General features: G+C 40.3%; 15 protein-coding genes and 1 pseudogene. 3 read left to right on the forward strand and 13 right to left on the reverse strand.

Annotated features, from left to right (window positions below; genetic code table 11):
- Positions 1-211 precede the first annotated feature (211 nt).
- From ACEYX7_RS08465 to ACEYX7_RS08475, 3 genes are all read left to right on the forward strand, one after another.
- Positions 212-751, forward strand: a complete 540-nt coding sequence (locus ACEYX7_RS08465; protein ID WP_374803459.1) for a GNAT family N-acetyltransferase — start codon at positions 212-214, stop codon at positions 749-751.
- Positions 752-762: 11 nt separating this feature from the next.
- Complete coding sequence (gene hutI, locus ACEYX7_RS08470) at positions 763-1,995, forward strand: imidazolonepropionase (RefSeq protein WP_374803461.1); 1,233 nt, start codon at positions 763-765, stop codon at positions 1,993-1,995.
- A gap of 140 nt (positions 1,996-2,135) precedes the next feature.
- Positions 2,136-3,014, forward strand: a complete 879-nt coding sequence (locus ACEYX7_RS08475; RefSeq protein WP_374900436.1) for a DMT family transporter — start codon at positions 2,136-2,138, stop codon at positions 3,012-3,014.
- 54 nt (positions 3,015-3,068) lie between these two features.
- Here the strand turns inward: ACEYX7_RS08475 and ACEYX7_RS08480 are convergent, their stop codons facing one another.
- From ACEYX7_RS08480 to ACEYX7_RS08540, 13 genes and pseudogenes are all read right to left on the reverse strand, one after another.
- Positions 3,069-3,563 carry a flavin reductase gene (locus ACEYX7_RS08480; protein WP_374803463.1) on the reverse strand — a complete coding sequence of 165 codons (495 nt, stop codon included), beginning with the start codon at positions 3,561-3,563 and terminating at the stop codon, positions 3,069-3,071.
- Between the two features lie 20 nt (positions 3,564-3,583).
- A complete protein-coding gene (locus tag ACEYX7_RS08485) occupies positions 3,584-4,621 on the reverse strand; it encodes a methionine synthase (protein ID WP_374900437.1) in 1,038 nt (345 codons plus the stop codon).
- A 77-nt stretch (positions 4,622-4,698) separates the two neighbouring features.
- Positions 4,699-5,679 carry a DUF1852 domain-containing protein gene (locus ACEYX7_RS08490; RefSeq protein ID WP_374803467.1) on the reverse strand — a complete coding sequence of 327 codons (981 nt, stop codon included), beginning with the start codon at positions 5,677-5,679 and terminating at the stop codon, positions 4,699-4,701.
- A gap of 288 nt (positions 5,680-5,967) precedes the next feature.
- Entirely contained in the window at positions 5,968-6,597 is a 630-nt protein-coding gene (locus ACEYX7_RS08495; RefSeq protein ID WP_374803469.1) for an MlaC/ttg2D family ABC transporter substrate-binding protein, read from the reverse strand.
- Between the two features lie 151 nt (positions 6,598-6,748).
- Positions 6,749-7,417 (reverse strand): annotated as a pseudogene (locus tag ACEYX7_RS08500) (MlaD family protein); the annotation flags it as partial.
- Positions 7,414-8,199 carry a lipid asymmetry maintenance ABC transporter permease subunit MlaE gene (gene mlaE / locus ACEYX7_RS08505; protein WP_374803471.1) on the reverse strand — a complete coding sequence of 262 codons (786 nt, stop codon included), beginning with the start codon at positions 8,197-8,199 and terminating at the stop codon, positions 7,414-7,416. The pseudogene ACEYX7_RS08500 and the gene mlaE, both read right to left, overlap by 4 nt.
- Positions 8,196-9,047, reverse strand: a complete 852-nt coding sequence (locus ACEYX7_RS08510) for an ABC transporter ATP-binding protein (RefSeq protein WP_374803473.1) — start codon at positions 9,045-9,047, stop codon at positions 8,196-8,198. The genes mlaE and ACEYX7_RS08510 overlap by 4 nt, the downstream gene beginning before the upstream one ends.
- A 175-nt stretch (positions 9,048-9,222) precedes the next feature.
- Complete coding sequence (locus tag ACEYX7_RS08515; protein ID WP_374803474.1) at positions 9,223-9,945, reverse strand: ABC transporter permease; 723 nt, start codon at positions 9,943-9,945, stop codon at positions 9,223-9,225.
- Complete coding sequence (locus ACEYX7_RS08520) at positions 9,942-10,679, reverse strand: ABC transporter permease (RefSeq protein WP_374803476.1); 738 nt, start codon at positions 10,677-10,679, stop codon at positions 9,942-9,944. Before ACEYX7_RS08520 ends, ACEYX7_RS08515 begins: the two co-directional genes overlap by 4 nt.
- Before the next feature lie 346 nt (positions 10,680-11,025).
- Positions 11,026-11,928, reverse strand: a complete 903-nt coding sequence (locus tag ACEYX7_RS08525; protein WP_374900438.1) for a transporter substrate-binding domain-containing protein — start codon at positions 11,926-11,928, stop codon at positions 11,026-11,028.
- 211 nt (positions 11,929-12,139) lie between these two features.
- Positions 12,140-13,024 (reverse strand): transporter substrate-binding domain-containing protein, encoded by an 885-nt coding sequence (locus ACEYX7_RS08530; protein WP_374803480.1) that lies wholly within the window; start codon positions 13,022-13,024, stop codon positions 12,140-12,142.
- Between the two features lie 32 nt (positions 13,025-13,056).
- A complete protein-coding gene (locus ACEYX7_RS08535; protein ID WP_374803482.1) occupies positions 13,057-13,836 on the reverse strand; it encodes an ABC transporter ATP-binding protein in 780 nt (259 codons plus the stop codon).
- 300 nt (positions 13,837-14,136) lie between these two features.
- Positions 14,137-15,951 (reverse strand): DEAD/DEAH box helicase, encoded by a 1,815-nt coding sequence (locus tag ACEYX7_RS08540; protein WP_374806813.1) that lies wholly within the window; start codon positions 15,949-15,951, stop codon positions 14,137-14,139.
- Positions 15,952-16,516 lie beyond the last annotated feature (565 nt).

A 16,516-nucleotide genomic window follows, 5' to 3' on the forward strand; every position in this document is an offset into this window, starting at 1 on the left:
GGCGTTTAGATTGTATTGATACCCTGTTCTTCTATTTTATGTGGATTTGTGCCATTTATTAATTTCTTTTGCTATATTTGCAGAAACACACCACTTTTAACATTGTTAATCTTCAACAAGAATTAATTGGCATGATTCGGCAAACTACCAATAGACAACAGCATGGGTATTTTGGTAAAGAAATTTGATTAAACTTAAGAATAAGTGACAGATGAACTACCTAACAACAGACAGGCTAATTTTGCGAGATTGGCAAGAGCGTGATAAAGAGCCATTTGCAAGAATGAATGCAGATGCAGAAGTCATGCGATATTTCCCCAACGTATTGAGTTCTGCCGATAGTGACATCATGATGGAAGCGATTCAATCACGCATTGAAGAAAATCATTACGGTTTTTTTGCTGTTGAACACAGACAGACTGGAGCGTTTATCGGTTTTATTGGCTTAAATTCTCCAAAAATTGACTATCCATTTAATCCTTGTATTGAAGTGGGTTGGCGATTGGATAAAGCTTATTGGGGATACGGTCTAGCAACTGAAGGGGCTTTAGCGTGTTTGGATTTTGGCTTTGATAAATGTGGCTTTGATAAGATTGTTTCATTCACTGCTTCCACAAATTTGCCGTCACAGCGTGTCATGCAAAAAATTGGTATGCGGTTTGTATATGAATTTGACCACCCAACCATCCCCAGTATATCACCATTATTTAAGCACGTTTTATATCAGATTACTCAATCTCAGTTTTATTAGTAGGTAACATTATGCACTTTGACACGCTAATCATTAACGCTCATATTGCCACCATGAATAATGAGTTTGGCTATGGCAATAACACGCCCTATGGCACAATTACTGACGCTGCAATGGCGATACAAGATGGCAAAATTGTATGGCTTGGCAAGACGGTAAATTTGCCCAAACATACCGCAGATAATGTGATTGATGTGACAGGTCAATGGCTCACCCCTGCTCTTATCGATTGTCATACCCATTTGGTTTATGCTGGCAATCGTAGCAATGAATTTGAGATGCGTCTGAATGGCGTATCTTATGAAGAAGTAGCACGCCAAGGCGGTGGCATTGTATCTACAGTCAAAGCCACCCGAGAAGCCAGTTTTGATGAACTTTATCAAGCCAGTGTACCCCGCTTAAAAGATCTTATTTCGCAAGGCGTCACCACCATCGAAATCAAATCTGGCTATGGACTAGATTTGGACAGTGAACGCAAAATGCTAGCTGTTGCCAAAAAACTTGGTGAAGATTTTGGCATTACCGTGCGTAAAACTTATCTTGCCGCCCACGCTACACCACCAGAATATAAAGGGCAAAATGATGCTTATATAGACAAGGTCTGTGAATGGTTGCCGATTTTGCATGCAGAAGGCTTGGTGGATGCGGTAGATGCTTTTTGTGAAAATATCGCGTTCAATCTTGAACAAGTCAGCAAAGTATTTAATGTCGCAAAATCTTTGGGCTTGCCTGTCAAATTGCATGCTGAACAATTGTCTGATATGGGTGGTAGTGGTTTGGTGGCGAGTTTTGATGGTTTATCTGCAGATCATATCGAATATTTATCTATGAAAGATATTGATAAAATGGCAAAATCTGGCACTGTTGGTGTGTTATTACCGACTGCATTTTATACCTTGCGAGAAACCAAATTACCACCGATTCAAGCCATGCGTGATGCTGGGGTCAATATGGCAGTATCCACCGATTGCAACCCCGGAACATCGCCATCCACATCATTATTATTGGCGATGAATATGGCGTGTACGCTATTTCGCTTGACACCTGAAGAATCTTTGGCAGGGACGACTTTACATGCTGCTCAAGCTTTGGGTTTAAGCGAGCATAAAGGTAAAATTGCTGTTGGTTATGATGCCGATATTGCCTTGTGGAATATTACTCGCCCTGCGGATTTGTGCTATTTGATTGGGCAAAGTGTATTGGCTCAAGTGTGGCATCAAGGGCAAGTAGTATTAAAGAACTAATGTTTAAGTGCTGAAAAAAGCTATCATTTATTGCAAATGTGATAGCTTTTTTTATGAATTAGGCATAAAATAATAAAAATATTTTATTTAATATCGATTTCTGATGTCTAAATTTTTTAAATGTCTATAAGGATAATGCCATGTTATGGGTATGGTTTTCATTATTAGCCGCCTTGATGCAAGCAGGACGTAATGCTTTTCAAAAACAGCTGAGCGTCAATGTGCCAATCATGGGCGTGACTTTGGCACGTTTTTTGTTTGCTTGCCCTTTGGCATTGGGCTATTTACTTATCCATTATTATCATCAACCAAATTTAACTATTCCCAGTTTCTCGGGTAAATTTGTCTTTTATATTATCTTTGCGTCGGTCGCACAAATCCTTGCCACAGCATTGATGGTACGTTTATTCCGCCTAAAAAATTACTCCATCGGAGCAGGGCTTGCCAAAAGCGAAGCGATTTTAACTGCCATTTTGGGTGTGCTGTTATTTGGTACGCAGATTGGTTGGCTCGGTTGGGTGGGCATTGTGATAGGTAGTATTGCGGTTTTCTTGATGTCTGTGGTAAATAATTTACAGCAAATTTCTTGGCAAACCTTATGGCTTGGCTTAGCCAGTGGTTTATGTTTTGCTTTTACATCGCTGTCGGTGCGTGAAGCCAGTTTATTATTGGATTTGCCATCTTTGGTAGCAGCATCATGGGTGCTCTTTGCGGTGATTACTGTCGAAGCAGTAGGTTTGACGCTCTATTTATGGTTTAAAGAAAGACACGTTTTACAATTATTGATGCGATATCGTAATCTGACCATTGCGACCAGTGTCTTTTCATTTTTGGGATCATTGGGTTGGTTTAGTGCCATGAGCTTGCAACATGTGGCATTTGTCAAAACGGTAGGGCAAATTGAAGTCTTTTTTATGATTTTGATTTCTTTATTTATTTTTAAGGAAAAATTAAAGCGAAATGATTTGATTGGTTTATTATTGATTGTCGTTGCAGCAATTTTGGTAGTATGGTCTTGATTTTTGACTTAAAAATAAAAAACCGTTTATCCAAAAATAAACGGTTTTTATTTTTTAAACCAAGCCTACTGAATGATAAGCCCGTTTGAAATATGCCAAGCCTTTAGGATTAAATTCATCTGCTGTATTGTATTCAATTGCCACAATTGGACAAATAAAAATACTATGCGAGCCGACTTGGGTAATTTCACCAATACGACAATCAAAACTCACCAAAGCATCGCTCAGAATCGGTGAACCTGTTAAAGACGTTTTCCACGCTGCCTGAGCAAAACGCTCTTCTGATGGCAAAGGCGATGCAAAAACATTGGATAAATTTTGATGTTGCTCTGCCAAAACATTGACCGCAAGCACACCATTTGCCACAAAGTGTTCATAAGAACGGGCATTGCCATTCATACACACCAACAGCGTCGGCGGTGTGTCAGTCACGCTACACACTGCCGATGCGGTAAAACCATGCGTACCACTTTCACCTGCTGTGGTGACAATATTCACCGCACTGGTGAGTAAAGACATGGCATTTCTAAAGTTGAGTGCATCAACCATCAATTTCCCCTTAGGCTCACTTATTTACCCGCTAATTCTTGTCGTACAATCGCCGCACCTTGTGCTAGTGCAGATAATTTACCATTGGCGACTTGGCGTGATAGCGGTGCCATACCACAGTTTGTGCATGGATAAAGTTTGTCTGCATCAACAAATTGTAAGGCTTTACGTAAAGTATCTGCCACTTGTTCAGGCGTTTCAATCTCATTGGTCGCTACATCAATCGCACCAACCATGACTTTTTTACCACGGATCAATTCAATTAAGTCCATCGGCACGCGTGAATTCTGACACTCTAATGAAATAATATCAATATTAGACTGTTGTAATTTAGGGAAAATTTCTTCGTATTGACGCCATTCAGAACCTAACGTTTTTTTCCAATCCGTATTGGCTTGGATACCGTAACCATAGCAAATATGTACCGCAGTTTCACAGTTTATTAGACCTTGAATGGCACGCTCAAGCGTTGCAATCCCCCAGTCATTCACTTCATCAAAGAATACGTTAAATGCAGGCTCATCAAACTGGATAATATTGACTCCTGCTGCTTGCAATTCTAATGCCTCTTCATTCAAAATTTTGGCAAATTCCCAAGCTAATTTTTCACGGCTTTTATAATGGCTATCGTACAGCGTATCAATCATGGTCATCGGGCCAGGTAATGCCCATTTAATCGGTTGATTGGTATATTGACGTAAAAATTTGGCATCTTCTACAAAGACTGATTTTGGACGATGAACTTCACCAACTACGGTTGGCACGCTAGCATCATAGCGGTTACGGATACGCACAGTTTCACGCTTTTCAAAATCCACCCCTGCCAAATGCTCAATAAAAGTGGTAACAAAGTGCTGGCGGGTCTGCTCGCCATCACTGACAATATCAATGCCTGCGTGTTGCTGTTGTTGCAAAGCGACCAACAAAGCGTCTTGCTTGCCTTCTTGTAGTTGCTCTTCAGGTAGTTTCCATGGCGACCATAATTTCTCTGGTTCAGCCAGCCATACTGGTTTTGGTAAACTGCCTGCGGTAGCTGTTGGTAGTAAAATATTGCTCATGATCAATCTCAAATAAATTTTTTTAAAAATGTAAAGGTGCGTACTACGCACCTAAACGATTTACTTTACAATGCACATTAAAGCACTGCGGTATTTGCCCATTTTTCTAGCACATTTTTGTATGGCTGAATAAAATGTTCACGGGTATATTCGCCTTGTTGAATCGCCAATTGCGTACGCTCAACACGGTCATAGTTAATCTTGGTCACTGAATAGTCATCATGCGTCAAGCTTGGCTGAAATTGCTGACCAGCAGTAGTGTTGGCATTGTAGATTTCAGGACGATAGATTTTTTGGAATGTTTCCATGGTGCTGATTGCACTGATGAGCTCAAGATTGGTGTAATCATTTAACAAATCACAGTCCGCTTGGAAATAGAACGCATACGGTGCAACCGATTTTGGTGGCATAAAGTAACGTACCGTCATGCCCATTTTGGCAAAGTATTCATCAGTTAGAGAATATTCATCTTGACGATATTCTACGCCCAAAATTGGATGTGAATTTGCAGTTTGGTGATAAGTTTTGGTATGCGATACACTTAAACAAATCACTGGTGGCTTTTTAAATTTGCTCTTATACGCTTCAGAGTTCAATAAGTATTGGAACAATTTACCGTGCAATTCACCATAATTTTCAGGTACGCTGAATTGATTTTTGTCTTTATTGTATTCACGCAACAAAACGCTGAAGTCATAATCACGTACATAAGATGAAAAATTATTACCAATAATTCCGTCAAAACGTTGTCCTGTTTTGTGATCCACGATAGTTGTTTTCAAAATTTCAATTGCAGGGAACAATTCGCCCTTACCTTCGATATCAATGTCCGCAGACACAATGTCTAATTCAACAGAATAACGATCGCCTGTAGGATTGTCCCATGATGCCAAGTCGTTAAAACGTTGATTAATCATTTGTAAAGTATTACGTAAATTTTGCTCACGGTCTTCGCCACGTGCCAAATTGGCAAAGTTAGTGGTCAAACGTGTATGTTGTGGTGGTTGATAATTTTCATCAAAACGTAAAGTATTGACACTACAGTTAAATTCAGTCATGGTTATTCCCCCATCATTTCGCAATATTGCTTGATCGACAACAAAATTGGTCGTCAAAGTTTATGCTGTTATTTATACTCGATTTTTAACATGAATAAAAATGATATAATTAGAATACAACATGAATAAAATTCATTTTAATAGAAAGTGAAAAGTTTGCGTTTTTAAGATATTGATTTATATGAATTGAAAATAAAACATTAAATCTCATCCATGATAATTACACAAAAAAATAGAGCAAATCTTTTGATTTACTCTATCTCATAGCTGACATCTGCGAAAGAATAGTTATTTTTTCTTTACTACGTCTGCATTTGGTTTAAAGCTCGCAATCGCCTTACCCACATCGCCACCGTTCTGCTGTACAGTATTACGGAATTGATCACGGAAAGTTAACGCCAAATCGATACCGCTCACATTGATGTTACGGATTTTCCATTGGTTATTGATGTCTGTCAATTGGAATGCGATTGGAATACGATTACCACCACCCGTTCTAAAATCCATTACGACAACAGGATACTGTGCATTGGTGTTACGGTACGGACGTAAAGTATAACCTTCTGAGCTATACTGGCTAATACCACGTGAATAAGTACGCACAATACTGTCACGGAAGTTTGTGGTAAATTGTGCACGTTGTGCTGCCGTAGTATATTGGCTCGTTGCATATTGGCCAAGCACTAGACGTGTAAAGCCTTGCTCATCAACATAAGGTTGTACGTTTTGTGATACCAAACGATTAATCACTGCTGGATTGCTTAATTGACCTTTATTCTGATTAAGCTGTGCTAACATTTGATCAGAAATACGCTTAATGAATGCGTCCGGTGCTTCGCTTGGTGCAGCAAATGCCATCGAGCTGGCAAAAATTGCTGATACAGCTGTTGCTAGAGCAACTTTTTGTGTCATTTTCATGGTGTTTCTCCTGAGAAACTTACTCTTTGAATAATTTGGTTTCATCCATTTCAGCGACAGCAGTTTTGCTGGCACTGGCAGGACGACTTGTTTGGCTTTCGCCTTGGGTTGCTTTATCCGCTACAGTTTTATCCGTAGCATCTTGCGTATCTGCTTTTTCTGTAGTGGTGCTCGTTGCAGTTTCGGTAGAAGCAGAAGCTGTTGCTGGTTTTGCATCAGATTTACCGCTATTACTGATAAATTTACTCACCAAGTCTTCAATTTCTACCGTACCTTGAGTTTGTGTTTCCGCAAAGCTACCGCCTTGAGGCACATAACCTAGACCACCACCGAGATCAATCTTCAAATACTTTTCACCAATAATGCCATTGGTTGCAACCTTTATATAAGCATCTTTATCGATAGAAGTAATGTTGTTCATGTTATCAATTAGTATTTTTTCCATCGCTTTTTGTTGCTCTGGATTTGCTGCTTGATAATCAGAACTAAACTTCAACTCTTCCAATGCATAGCCTTGCACAGTCTTAAGTTGCTCGGTATTGAATGTCGTTAAATCTTTATTCATTTTTAAGGTCACGAGCGCTTTGCCTGTAACAGGATCAAAATCGATTTTATCGACTTGACCGACTTTTACCCCTGCAATAGTGACTTTGGCACGCTCTTTTAGACCACTAATATTGTCAAATTTTGCCGTCAGCGTATAAGGATTGCTGACGCTATTGCCTGCAAAACCACTGACTCGCATTGCCAATAAAAACAATGCCAAACCAAATACAATCACTAATGCACCAACGGCCAGCTCTACTGAACGTGATTTCATGAAACGCCTCCGAACATGACCGCAGTCAAGACAAAATCAAAACCTAATACACACAAAGATGAATAAACTACTGTACGAGTCATCGCACTGGCAATGCCTTCTGGCGTTGGTTCACAGGCATAGCCTTGATAAACCGCAATCCATGTACAGATAAAAGCAAAAACCATACTTTTGATGATTGTGCCATTCAATACATCTTTAGAAAATTCAACGGTAGATTGCATACTGTTCCAAAATGAACCGACATCTGCACCTAAAAAATCCACTCCGACAAATTTACCGCCCATAATACCGACCGCAGCAAAAATCACGGATAAAATTGGTAAACTGACCATACCCGCCCAAAAACGTGGTGAAACGATTTGTTTGAGTGGATCGACACCGATCATTTCCATACTGGCAAGCTGTTCAGTTTGTTTCATCGAACCAATTTCGGCAGTCAGAGCCGAACCTGCACGCCCTGCAAACAATAATGCCGCAACGACTGGTGCTAGCTCACGCAACAAGGTCAAGGCTACCGCTGTCCCCAACATCGCTTCGCTACCAAAATTGACCAAGATGCTATACATCTGTAAACCAAGCACACCACCAATAAATAGACCAGATACACCAATAATCAACAGCGATAACACACCAACACGATACATCTGATAGACAAATAAGCCTACTCCACGCCCTGTTGGGGCTGAAAACAGTACCTGTGCAAGCATCAAGGTTGCATAACCAATACCTTGTACACGTTCAATCACGCGTCGCCCTAAATCCGCCACAAATTGCGTCATACGCTTGCTCCTGTTGGCTGTGGTAGGCTACTAAATTGATAATCTACAGGACCATCTGGTGAGCCTGTCAAAAACTGCTGTACAAATGCCGATGAAGACTGACGAAGCTGTTCTGGCGTACCTTCACCTTGTACTTTACCTTCAGCCACCACATACACATAATCTGCAATCGACAAAGTTTCCTGCACATCGTGTGAAACAATAATAGTCGTGACATTGTCTAAGCTTTCACTAATCGAGCGGACTAATCGAGCCAATACACCCATCACAATTGGGTCTTGTCCTGCAAATGGCTCATCATACATGACCAATTCTGGATCTAAAGCGATCGCTCGTGCTAATGCCGCACGACGATTCATACCGCCTGATAGCTCTGACGGCATCATCTTTTCTGCACCACGCAAGCCCACGGCTTCTAAGCGTTGAGAAACAATTTCTGCGATTTGTGCTTCAGTATAATTACGGTGTGCACGAATTGGGAAAGCGACGTTTTCATAGACATTCATATCGGTAAATAAAGCACCGCTCTGAAACAACATTCCCATTCTGGCACGTGCTTCAAACAAGGCCTTGCGTGACATTTTGGCAATATCTTGCCCGTCCAATAGCACTTGCCCTTGATCAGGTTTGAGCTGTCCGCCAATCAAGCGTAACAATGTAGTCTTACCCGTTCCTGACGGTCCCATCAGGGCAGTGATTTTGCCACGACGTATTTGAATATCTACACCTGCATAGATTACACGTGTACCACGTTTAAAATGTAGATTTTGGACATCAATCAAGACATCGTTACAACCCTGTTTTATTTCTGGTTCGATGACTTGTTCCTGCCGTTGTTGTTCGCTCATGACAGCATTATCATTGGTAATAAAAAGGCGATTATTTTAACGAATTTTTTTGTTTGATTTGTAGCTTTATCGCAAAAATTGTGCTTAATCTGTGGATTTAAATCGTTTATTCTATACTATAGATTAAAAAACTGCCTCATAAGGCAGTCTTTCAAAAATAAATTTACTCTGTATTTTAAGCTTTGGCTTTTGCTACTTCTGGTGGTACATAGAATTTATGACGGTTAAACAAACGTTCGAGTATGTTAAAGCCAAACATAATCATCCAAGCCAACAATAAATAGATAATACCCGCAGCAAACAACAATTCTAATGGCGTATAAGTCTTGGCAGCGATAGTACGTGCTGCACCAGTAATGTCCATCATAGTAATGGTTGATGCCAATGCACTACCTTTAAGCATAAAAATTAATTCATTGCTATAGGCTGGCAGCATAATACCAAAAGCACGTGGCAGAATAATACGTGTAAATTTTTGTACTGTTGACATACCCATTGCATCAGCAGCTTCAAGCTCACCTTTCGGAATGGACATAATCGCACCACGTACGATTTCACCGATATAGGCACTGGTATTTAAGCTAAACGCAATGATTGCACACCAGTAGGGCTTGCTTAATACAGGCTCCCAAAGCGATGAATTTTTGACTACTTCAAACTGACTTAGACCATAGTAAATCAAAAACATCTGCACTAATAATGGCGTACCACGGAAAAAGAAAATATATAAAAAAGGCAAACCTTTAATGAATATATTATCCGAAACACGTAAAACCCCGAGAATAATGCCGAATACCAAACCTACTGCACAAGCGATAAATACGAGCTGTAAAGTCAATGGTGCCGCTTTGAGTAGCTCTGGAAAATACTCAACAATAACGTGCCAATTCCAGTTCATGCTACACCTCCTGTGATATCAGCTCTTTTTTGTTTACGCATTTTTTTGGCGTAGCGTTGTGCAGGATTGCTGATCCACTCGCCCCAACTGATGCATAAGGTAATCACCACAGTAAGCCCCAAGTAAATCAGTGCTGCTACCATAAAGAATGTGAACGGTTGCTGAGTTGTCTGACCTGCACGACCTGCATAATACATGATGTCTTTTAGGCCAATCACTGAAATGAGTGCAGTATCTTTCATCAATACCAAGAATAAGTTACCTAAACCAGGTAAAGCAACTAACCACACTTGCGGTAAAATGATACGCCAAAATGTTTGAAATGGTCGCATACCCATGACTTGCGAAGCTTCCCATTGACCTTTTGGAATCTCTTGAATTGCCATACGGAACACTTCTGTCGCATAAGCACCAAACATCGTGGATAATGCAACAACACCTATCCAAAATTCATTGATATTAACGTGCTTTGTATAACCTATTTTAGGTAAAATCCATAACAATACGATTTGCACACCAAAGTACATAAATAACACGTATAGAAGCTCTGGAATACCACGTACTAAAGTGGTGTAAAGCATTGCCCATTTGCGAAAAATCCAAACGTTAGACAGTTTACCCATTGCACCGAGCATACCGAAGATCAAGCCGAAAAATAGACTTGTCACTGCAAGCTTCACTGTGACAATTGTGCCTTGCAGCAACACGCCACCAAAACCGTGCAAATCAATCATTTTTTACTCCTTTTCTACTCACCGATTGCTTGAGTAGAACTGCCTTACCTGCGTTATGTTGCAATGCAAAGCTTGTCTCACCAGTTGATTTAAGTCTGATATTTAGCATTTATTCCTATGCACATTCTGAGCAAAAATGCCGTAGCAGATCATACAAAGAAAATAGCACAATGAACACGTTCACAGATGATAATGCTTAAATTAGCCATTTATCAAATTAATTCATTTTTTTGATAAATATTGCTTTGATTTATAAAAACAATTGCATCCACTTATACAATTATAGGGACAATAATTGCCCCTATAATGTTGATTTTGACTTAGCTATTTATATTAACATAAAGCCTTACTGTGCAGCACTTGCTGTCGCACTAGCAGGTGCTGTTGCCGCACTAGCAGGTGCTGTTGCCGCACTTGCTGGTGCTGTCGCTGTTGCAGTATTTGCTGATGGTACAGCAAAATATTTATCCGCAATCTTTTGATATTCACCGCTGGCTTTTAACTCACCCAATGCTTTGTTAAAACGGTCTTTCAAAGGACTGCCTTTTTCAAATGCAATACCCAAGTGGTCGTCAATATTGATTTCTTGACCTTTAACATTAAAGCCCTTGCCTTTATCTGTACTTAACCATGTCATCGCTGGTGCTTTATCAGAGATTACTGCATTTAGACGGCTGTTACCTAATTCTAAGAAAGCATTGTCTGAAGTATCATAGAATTTAGACTGTGCTTTTGGATGATTTTTTTCTAACCATTGAGATGCAATCGTCGAACGTTGAGCACCAATTGGTTTACCATCAATATCAGCTGGATTTTTTGGATCAAAATTACTGTCAGATTTTGCAACGAATACCAAAGTATTGTCATAATAAGGATCACTGAAATCCAAAACTTGTTGGCGTTCTGGTGTAATAGACATACCCGCAATAATCACATCGTATTTACCTGCTTTTAACGCAGGAATAATACCATCCCAATCCTGTGCTTTGACTTCACATTTGGCTTGCATTTGCTTACATAAAGCATTGACCAAGTCCACATCAAAACCACCTAAGCTACCATCAGCATTCGTGAGGTTAAAAGGTGCATAAGCGCCTTCTGTTGCAATACGAATGACTTCGCCACTTGGTGCTGCGCCTGCCGCACTTGTACCTGAAGCTGCTGCATCTGATTTTGCAGCATTGTCGCCGCCACAACCTACAAGTAATGTGGTCATAAGCATTGAAGCGTAGAGTGAATATTTCATCATTTTAAGTATCCTTACTGGTTACTGGGGTAAATGCTGAATTTTATCATTAAAATTCAGCCTATTCTTACAGTGTCTATATAGACATTGACTGCAAAATTTGACTGTAGTGAACACAAATATCATTTAAAAATGCAGTCGAGCAACTTACATTATCAACATTTATGCATAATACACAAATGTTTTTTAACGATTTTGTGTTCACTATGCAAAATTATTTTGCTGCACTTGCCACCGCAGAAGCTGGTTGGCTACTTGCCATTTCCGCACTCGCTGTTTGTGACTGTGTCTTAGCACCTGCATTGACGATACTTGGATCAAAGTATTTCAATACAATTTTATCGTACTCACCATTGGCTTTTAATGTTTGCAAAGCTTTGTTGAACTCACCTGCCAAAGCAGTGTCATTTTTACGTAAAGCAATGGCAACTGCATCATTGATATCGATTGGTGCACCTTTTACTTCAAAACCTTGACCTTTATCGCTTTTTAACCAATCTGAGATAGGCACGATATCAGACAACATAAATTCAGCACGACCTGCAGTTAAATCTAAATAAGCATTGTCTTGCTTGTCATAGGTTTTGATCTGAGCTGTCGGATGATTTTTTTCCAAATACTGTGCAGAAACAGTTGCTTGTTGAGTAGCAATGCTATGTCCACCGATATTGGCAATCGTGGTATCTACACCTTTTTTGCCCACCAAAACCAACTTACTATGGAAGTATGGATCACTAAATAGCACAGCTTGGCTACGTTCTGGTGTGATTGACATACCTGCCATGATGGCATCAAATTTTTGTGCATTCAAACCAGGAATCAAACCATCCCAATCTTCTGAAGTGATCTTACATTCTGCTTTCATCTCTTTACACATTGCATTGGCAAGATCAATTTCGAAACCCATAAGGTTGCCTTGACTATCCATGTAGCTAAATGGTTTATAGCTTGACTCGGTTGCAATGCGGATGACTTTGGCATTACCTTGACCTGCCGCTGGTGCAGATGCACCTGCTGCACTGTCATTGCTCTGACTGCATGCTGTCATTGCCAAAGCCAATACTGGGAGAGCGAATAAACTTGAATATGAACGCAACATAATAAAACTCTTGAGCTAAAGTAAAATATAAATTAACGGTGTGATGCCATAAAGTCTTTCACACGCTGTGATGTTGGATTGTCAAAGACTTGCTGTGGTGTACCGATTTCTTCGATACGACCTTGATGTAAAAACACCACTTGACTAGACACTTCACGTGCAAAACGCATTTCATGCGTAACGATCAACATGGTACGACCTTCTTCAGCCAAACCACGCATAACGGCTAATACTTCATTCACCAATTCAGGGTCTAGAGCACTGGTTGGCTCATCAAATAATAGTACTTGTGGGTTCATTGCCAAAGCACGTGCGATTGCCACACGCTGACGCTGACCACCCGACAGATTATCAGGATAAGCATCTTTTTTGTCTAATAGCCCTACTTTGTTTAGTAAAACTTCAGCTTCACTTATGGCTTTGGCTTTAGGAACTTTCAAAACTTGTGTTGGGCCTTCAATAATATTTTCTAAAATTGTCTTGTGCGGCCATAAGTTAAAGTTTTGGAATACAAAACCGATACGTGAACGAAAAGTTTCTAACTGACGAGCATTTGCGGCTTTTAGTTCATCGCCAGCCTTCACCAATTTTAATTCTTCATTACCAACGATGATACGTCCACTTGATGGTTTTTCTAACAAATTAATGCAGCGTAAAAAAGTAGATTTACCTGATCCCGATGAACCAAGAATTGAAATGACATCACCATCACGTGCTTGTAGAGATACTCCCTTTAACACTTCTAATGAGCCATAACTTTTATGGATATCCTGCACTTCCAGTGCGATAGGACGTTCTGTTGAATTGACCATAATTACGCTATCCGATGTATGTAATTTAGACTTATGGTTAAGCCGAAAATAAGATGCTGTATTTTTGCCAAAAATAGCATTGAATTGCAATGTTTTTTTCAAGAATTTAATCGATTTAACCGTAAAAATGTCAACTTTATATCATAAAAATCTTATAACTCTTATAAAACTATAAGTAATCAATAAAGTCGTTTTACTTATCATATCTTCATTACAATCTACCAAAACAAAAAAAGCAATCCGAACTGATCGAATTGCCTTCTTTATAATTTAAAACTATTCTGCGTTTAAGTGTACTGATTAACGCTCAAATTTGCGACGACGCTCGCCTGCTTGACCACCAAAACGCTCACCATCTGGACGGCGACCACGGCGTTCATCACCTTGTGAAAAACGATGTTCAGTATTCTCATGACGACCAAAACGACGTTCGCCACCACGGTCATCACGACCTTCTGAACGATTGAACTCACGGCGTGGACGGTCGCTATTGAAGCTACGTGCAGGGCGGTCACCATCACGCTCAAAACGTGGTTTATCGCTACGACCTTCTGAACGATTAGATTCATGGCGCGGGCGATCGCTATTGAAGCTACGTGCAGGACGGTCACCATCACGCTCAAAACGTGGTTTATCGCTACGACCTTCTGAACGATCAAATTCACGACGCGGGCGATCATTATCAAAGCTACGACGTGGACGATCACCATCACGTTCAAAACGCGGGCGGTCTTCACGATTGCCTTCACGACCACCTTCTTGACGTTCACGTGCTTTAAAATGCCCTTCACCTTCTACACGGCGTTTACCACCGAAACCGCCACCAAAGCTACGTTCGCCACGATCTGAACGCTCACCACGACCACCAAAGTCACGACCACGACCGCCGCCACTGCGTTTACGATCTTTACCACCTTTACCACCTTTTGGACGCTCTGGTGGTGGAGATGGCTCTAAGCCTTCGATTTCAGATACCGCCAAACGGGTTTCTAAATATTCTTCTAAAGCACGGATCTTGCCACGCTCACGGTAAGTCGCCAAAGTCACCGCTTGACCACTACGACCCGCACGACCTGTACGACCTACACGGTGTACATAGTCTTCATTTTTCATTGGTAAACCAAAGTTAATCACGTGAGAGATGGTTGGCACATCCAAACCACGTGCTGCAACATCAGTTGCCACTAAGATTTTTGCTTTGCCATCGCGAATACTTTTTAAACGACGATTACGTACTGATTGTGGCATTGCACCGTGTAATGCAACCACAGAGTGACCTGCTTCAGCCAACTCTTCAGCCAACATATCAGTATCTTCTTGCGTTGATGCGAAAACAACCGCTTGATCTAAGTTTTCATCGCTTAACCAATGGCTTAACAATTTTTTCTTGTGTTCAAAACCGTCTGTCCAATGCAATGTTTGTGTTACATCAGTGTTGGTCGCATGACCTGTTTCAATTGCGATACGTGTTGGATCATTGCCCATCATAGTACGAGCAAGGCTGACAATACGATCTGCGAATGTTGCAGAGAACATCAATGTTTGTTCACGTTGGTTTGCCAAGTCGCTGATTGCTTCTAAGTCTTCAGCAAAACCTAAGTCCAACATACGATCCGCTTCATCCACGATTAACGCTTGTACTTGGTTTAATTTTAATTGACGACGGTTTACCAAATCCAATAAACGACCTGGTGTTGCAACCAATACTTGTGCACCTTTAAGTTGTTGGATTTGCTTACCAAAAGGCATACCACCCATCACTGCTGCGATACGTGCACCTTTCATGTGACGCACTAAATCAATCGCATCGTGGCTGACCTGTTGCGCAAGTTCACGTGTTGGGCAAAGTACCAAGATTGACGGTGCTGGCATAGCACGCATACGATCTTTAAATGATAATGCATTGTTTTCTTGTTTTGCCAAAGCATTTAATGTAGGCAATAAGAAAGCGACTGTTTTACCTGAACCTGTTTGGCTAGATACCAAAAGGTCTTTGCCTTCTAAAGCAGCAGGAATCGCTTGTTCTTGTACAGGAGTTGGGCTAGTAAAGCCAAGACCTTCTAATGCTTGTTGTAATGGCTCAGCCAAATCAAAATCTGTAAATTGAATAGACATAATTCATCTCACCGTCTAGCGGTGCTCCAAATGGTGGGAATATATTTCCCCAAAATATTAAGGACATCGGCAGACAGCAAGACAAGACCTTGATTGCATCAAATTTGCATGGTCTAATTGCTATAATTCTTTTCGTTAACAAACACAGATGCAATGGCAATTGTTGAAAAAACAATTGTCAGACAATCATCATGTCTTGATCGATTAGGTGTCGATGTGTCGAAACGCACACATGATTACGAGCGACAACCTGAAAATCGCAAGATGCGATTCGGCGCGCAGATGACGTTCTCTATGAACAAAACGCGCAGATAAAATGATGAGTGAAAACTCATAAACAAAAGAGATGTTCAGGTAATGAACGGAAATTTTCGTGCGTGAGCGTACTATAACAGAATAAAACCACAAAAGATAGCTTATATTTAAAATAAATATTATTTATAGAAAAATACGACCTTGAAAAGCACATTGATTTTTTCTTTTTTTATTACTATAGCAAAAGAAATTAATAAATGGCACAAATCCACATAAAATAGAAGAACAGGGTATCAATACAATCTAAACG

This window comes from Hubeiibacter jixunmingi, assembly GCF_041928215.1.
GTDB lineage: Bacteria > Pseudomonadota > Gammaproteobacteria > Pseudomonadales > Moraxellaceae > Acinetobacter.

Excerpts from the sequence above, each read along its gene's own strand:
- ACEYX7_RS08475 (WP_374900436.1), top strand. The coding sequence starts at position 2,136 with ATGTTATGGGTATGGTTTTCATTATTAGCCGCCTTGATGCAAGCAGGA.
- ACEYX7_RS08520 (WP_374803476.1), bottom strand. The coding sequence starts at position 10,679 with ATGATTGATTTGCACGGTTTTGGTGGCGTGTTGCTGCAAGGCACAATT.
- ACEYX7_RS08485 (WP_374900437.1), bottom strand. The coding sequence starts at position 4,621 with ATGAGCAATATTTTACTACCAACAGCTACCGCAGGCAGTTTACCAAAA.
- mlaE (WP_374803471.1), bottom strand. The coding sequence starts at position 8,199 with ATGACGCAATTTGTGGCGGATTTAGGGCGACGCGTGATTGAACGTGTA.
- ACEYX7_RS08515 (WP_374803474.1), bottom strand. The coding sequence starts at position 9,945 with ATGAACTGGAATTGGCACGTTATTGTTGAGTATTTTCCAGAGCTACTC.
- hutI (WP_374803461.1), top strand. The coding sequence starts at position 763 with ATGCACTTTGACACGCTAATCATTAACGCTCATATTGCCACCATGAAT.
- ACEYX7_RS08480 (WP_374803463.1), bottom strand. The coding sequence starts at position 3,563 with ATGGTTGATGCACTCAACTTTAGAAATGCCATGTCTTTACTCACCAGT.
- ACEYX7_RS08540 (WP_374806813.1), bottom strand. The coding sequence starts at position 15,951 with ATGTCTATTCAATTTACAGATTTTGATTTGGCTGAGCCATTACAACAA.
- ACEYX7_RS08495 (WP_374803469.1), bottom strand. The coding sequence starts at position 6,597 with ATGAAAATGACACAAAAAGTTGCTCTAGCAACAGCTGTATCAGCAATT.
- ACEYX7_RS08530 (WP_374803480.1), bottom strand. The coding sequence starts at position 13,024 with ATGTTGCGTTCATATTCAAGTTTATTCGCTCTCCCAGTATTGGCTTTG.
- ACEYX7_RS08535 (WP_374803482.1), bottom strand. The coding sequence starts at position 13,836 with ATGGTCAATTCAACAGAACGTCCTATCGCACTGGAAGTGCAGGATATC.
- ACEYX7_RS08465 (WP_374803459.1), top strand. The coding sequence starts at position 212 with ATGAACTACCTAACAACAGACAGGCTAATTTTGCGAGATTGGCAAGAG.
- ACEYX7_RS08490 (WP_374803467.1), bottom strand. The coding sequence starts at position 5,679 with ATGACTGAATTTAACTGTAGTGTCAATACTTTACGTTTTGATGAAAAT.
- ACEYX7_RS08525 (WP_374900438.1), bottom strand. The coding sequence starts at position 11,928 with ATGATGAAATATTCACTCTACGCTTCAATGCTTATGACCACATTACTT.
- ACEYX7_RS08510 (WP_374803473.1), bottom strand. The coding sequence starts at position 9,047 with ATGAGCGAACAACAACGGCAGGAACAAGTCATCGAACCAGAAATAAAA.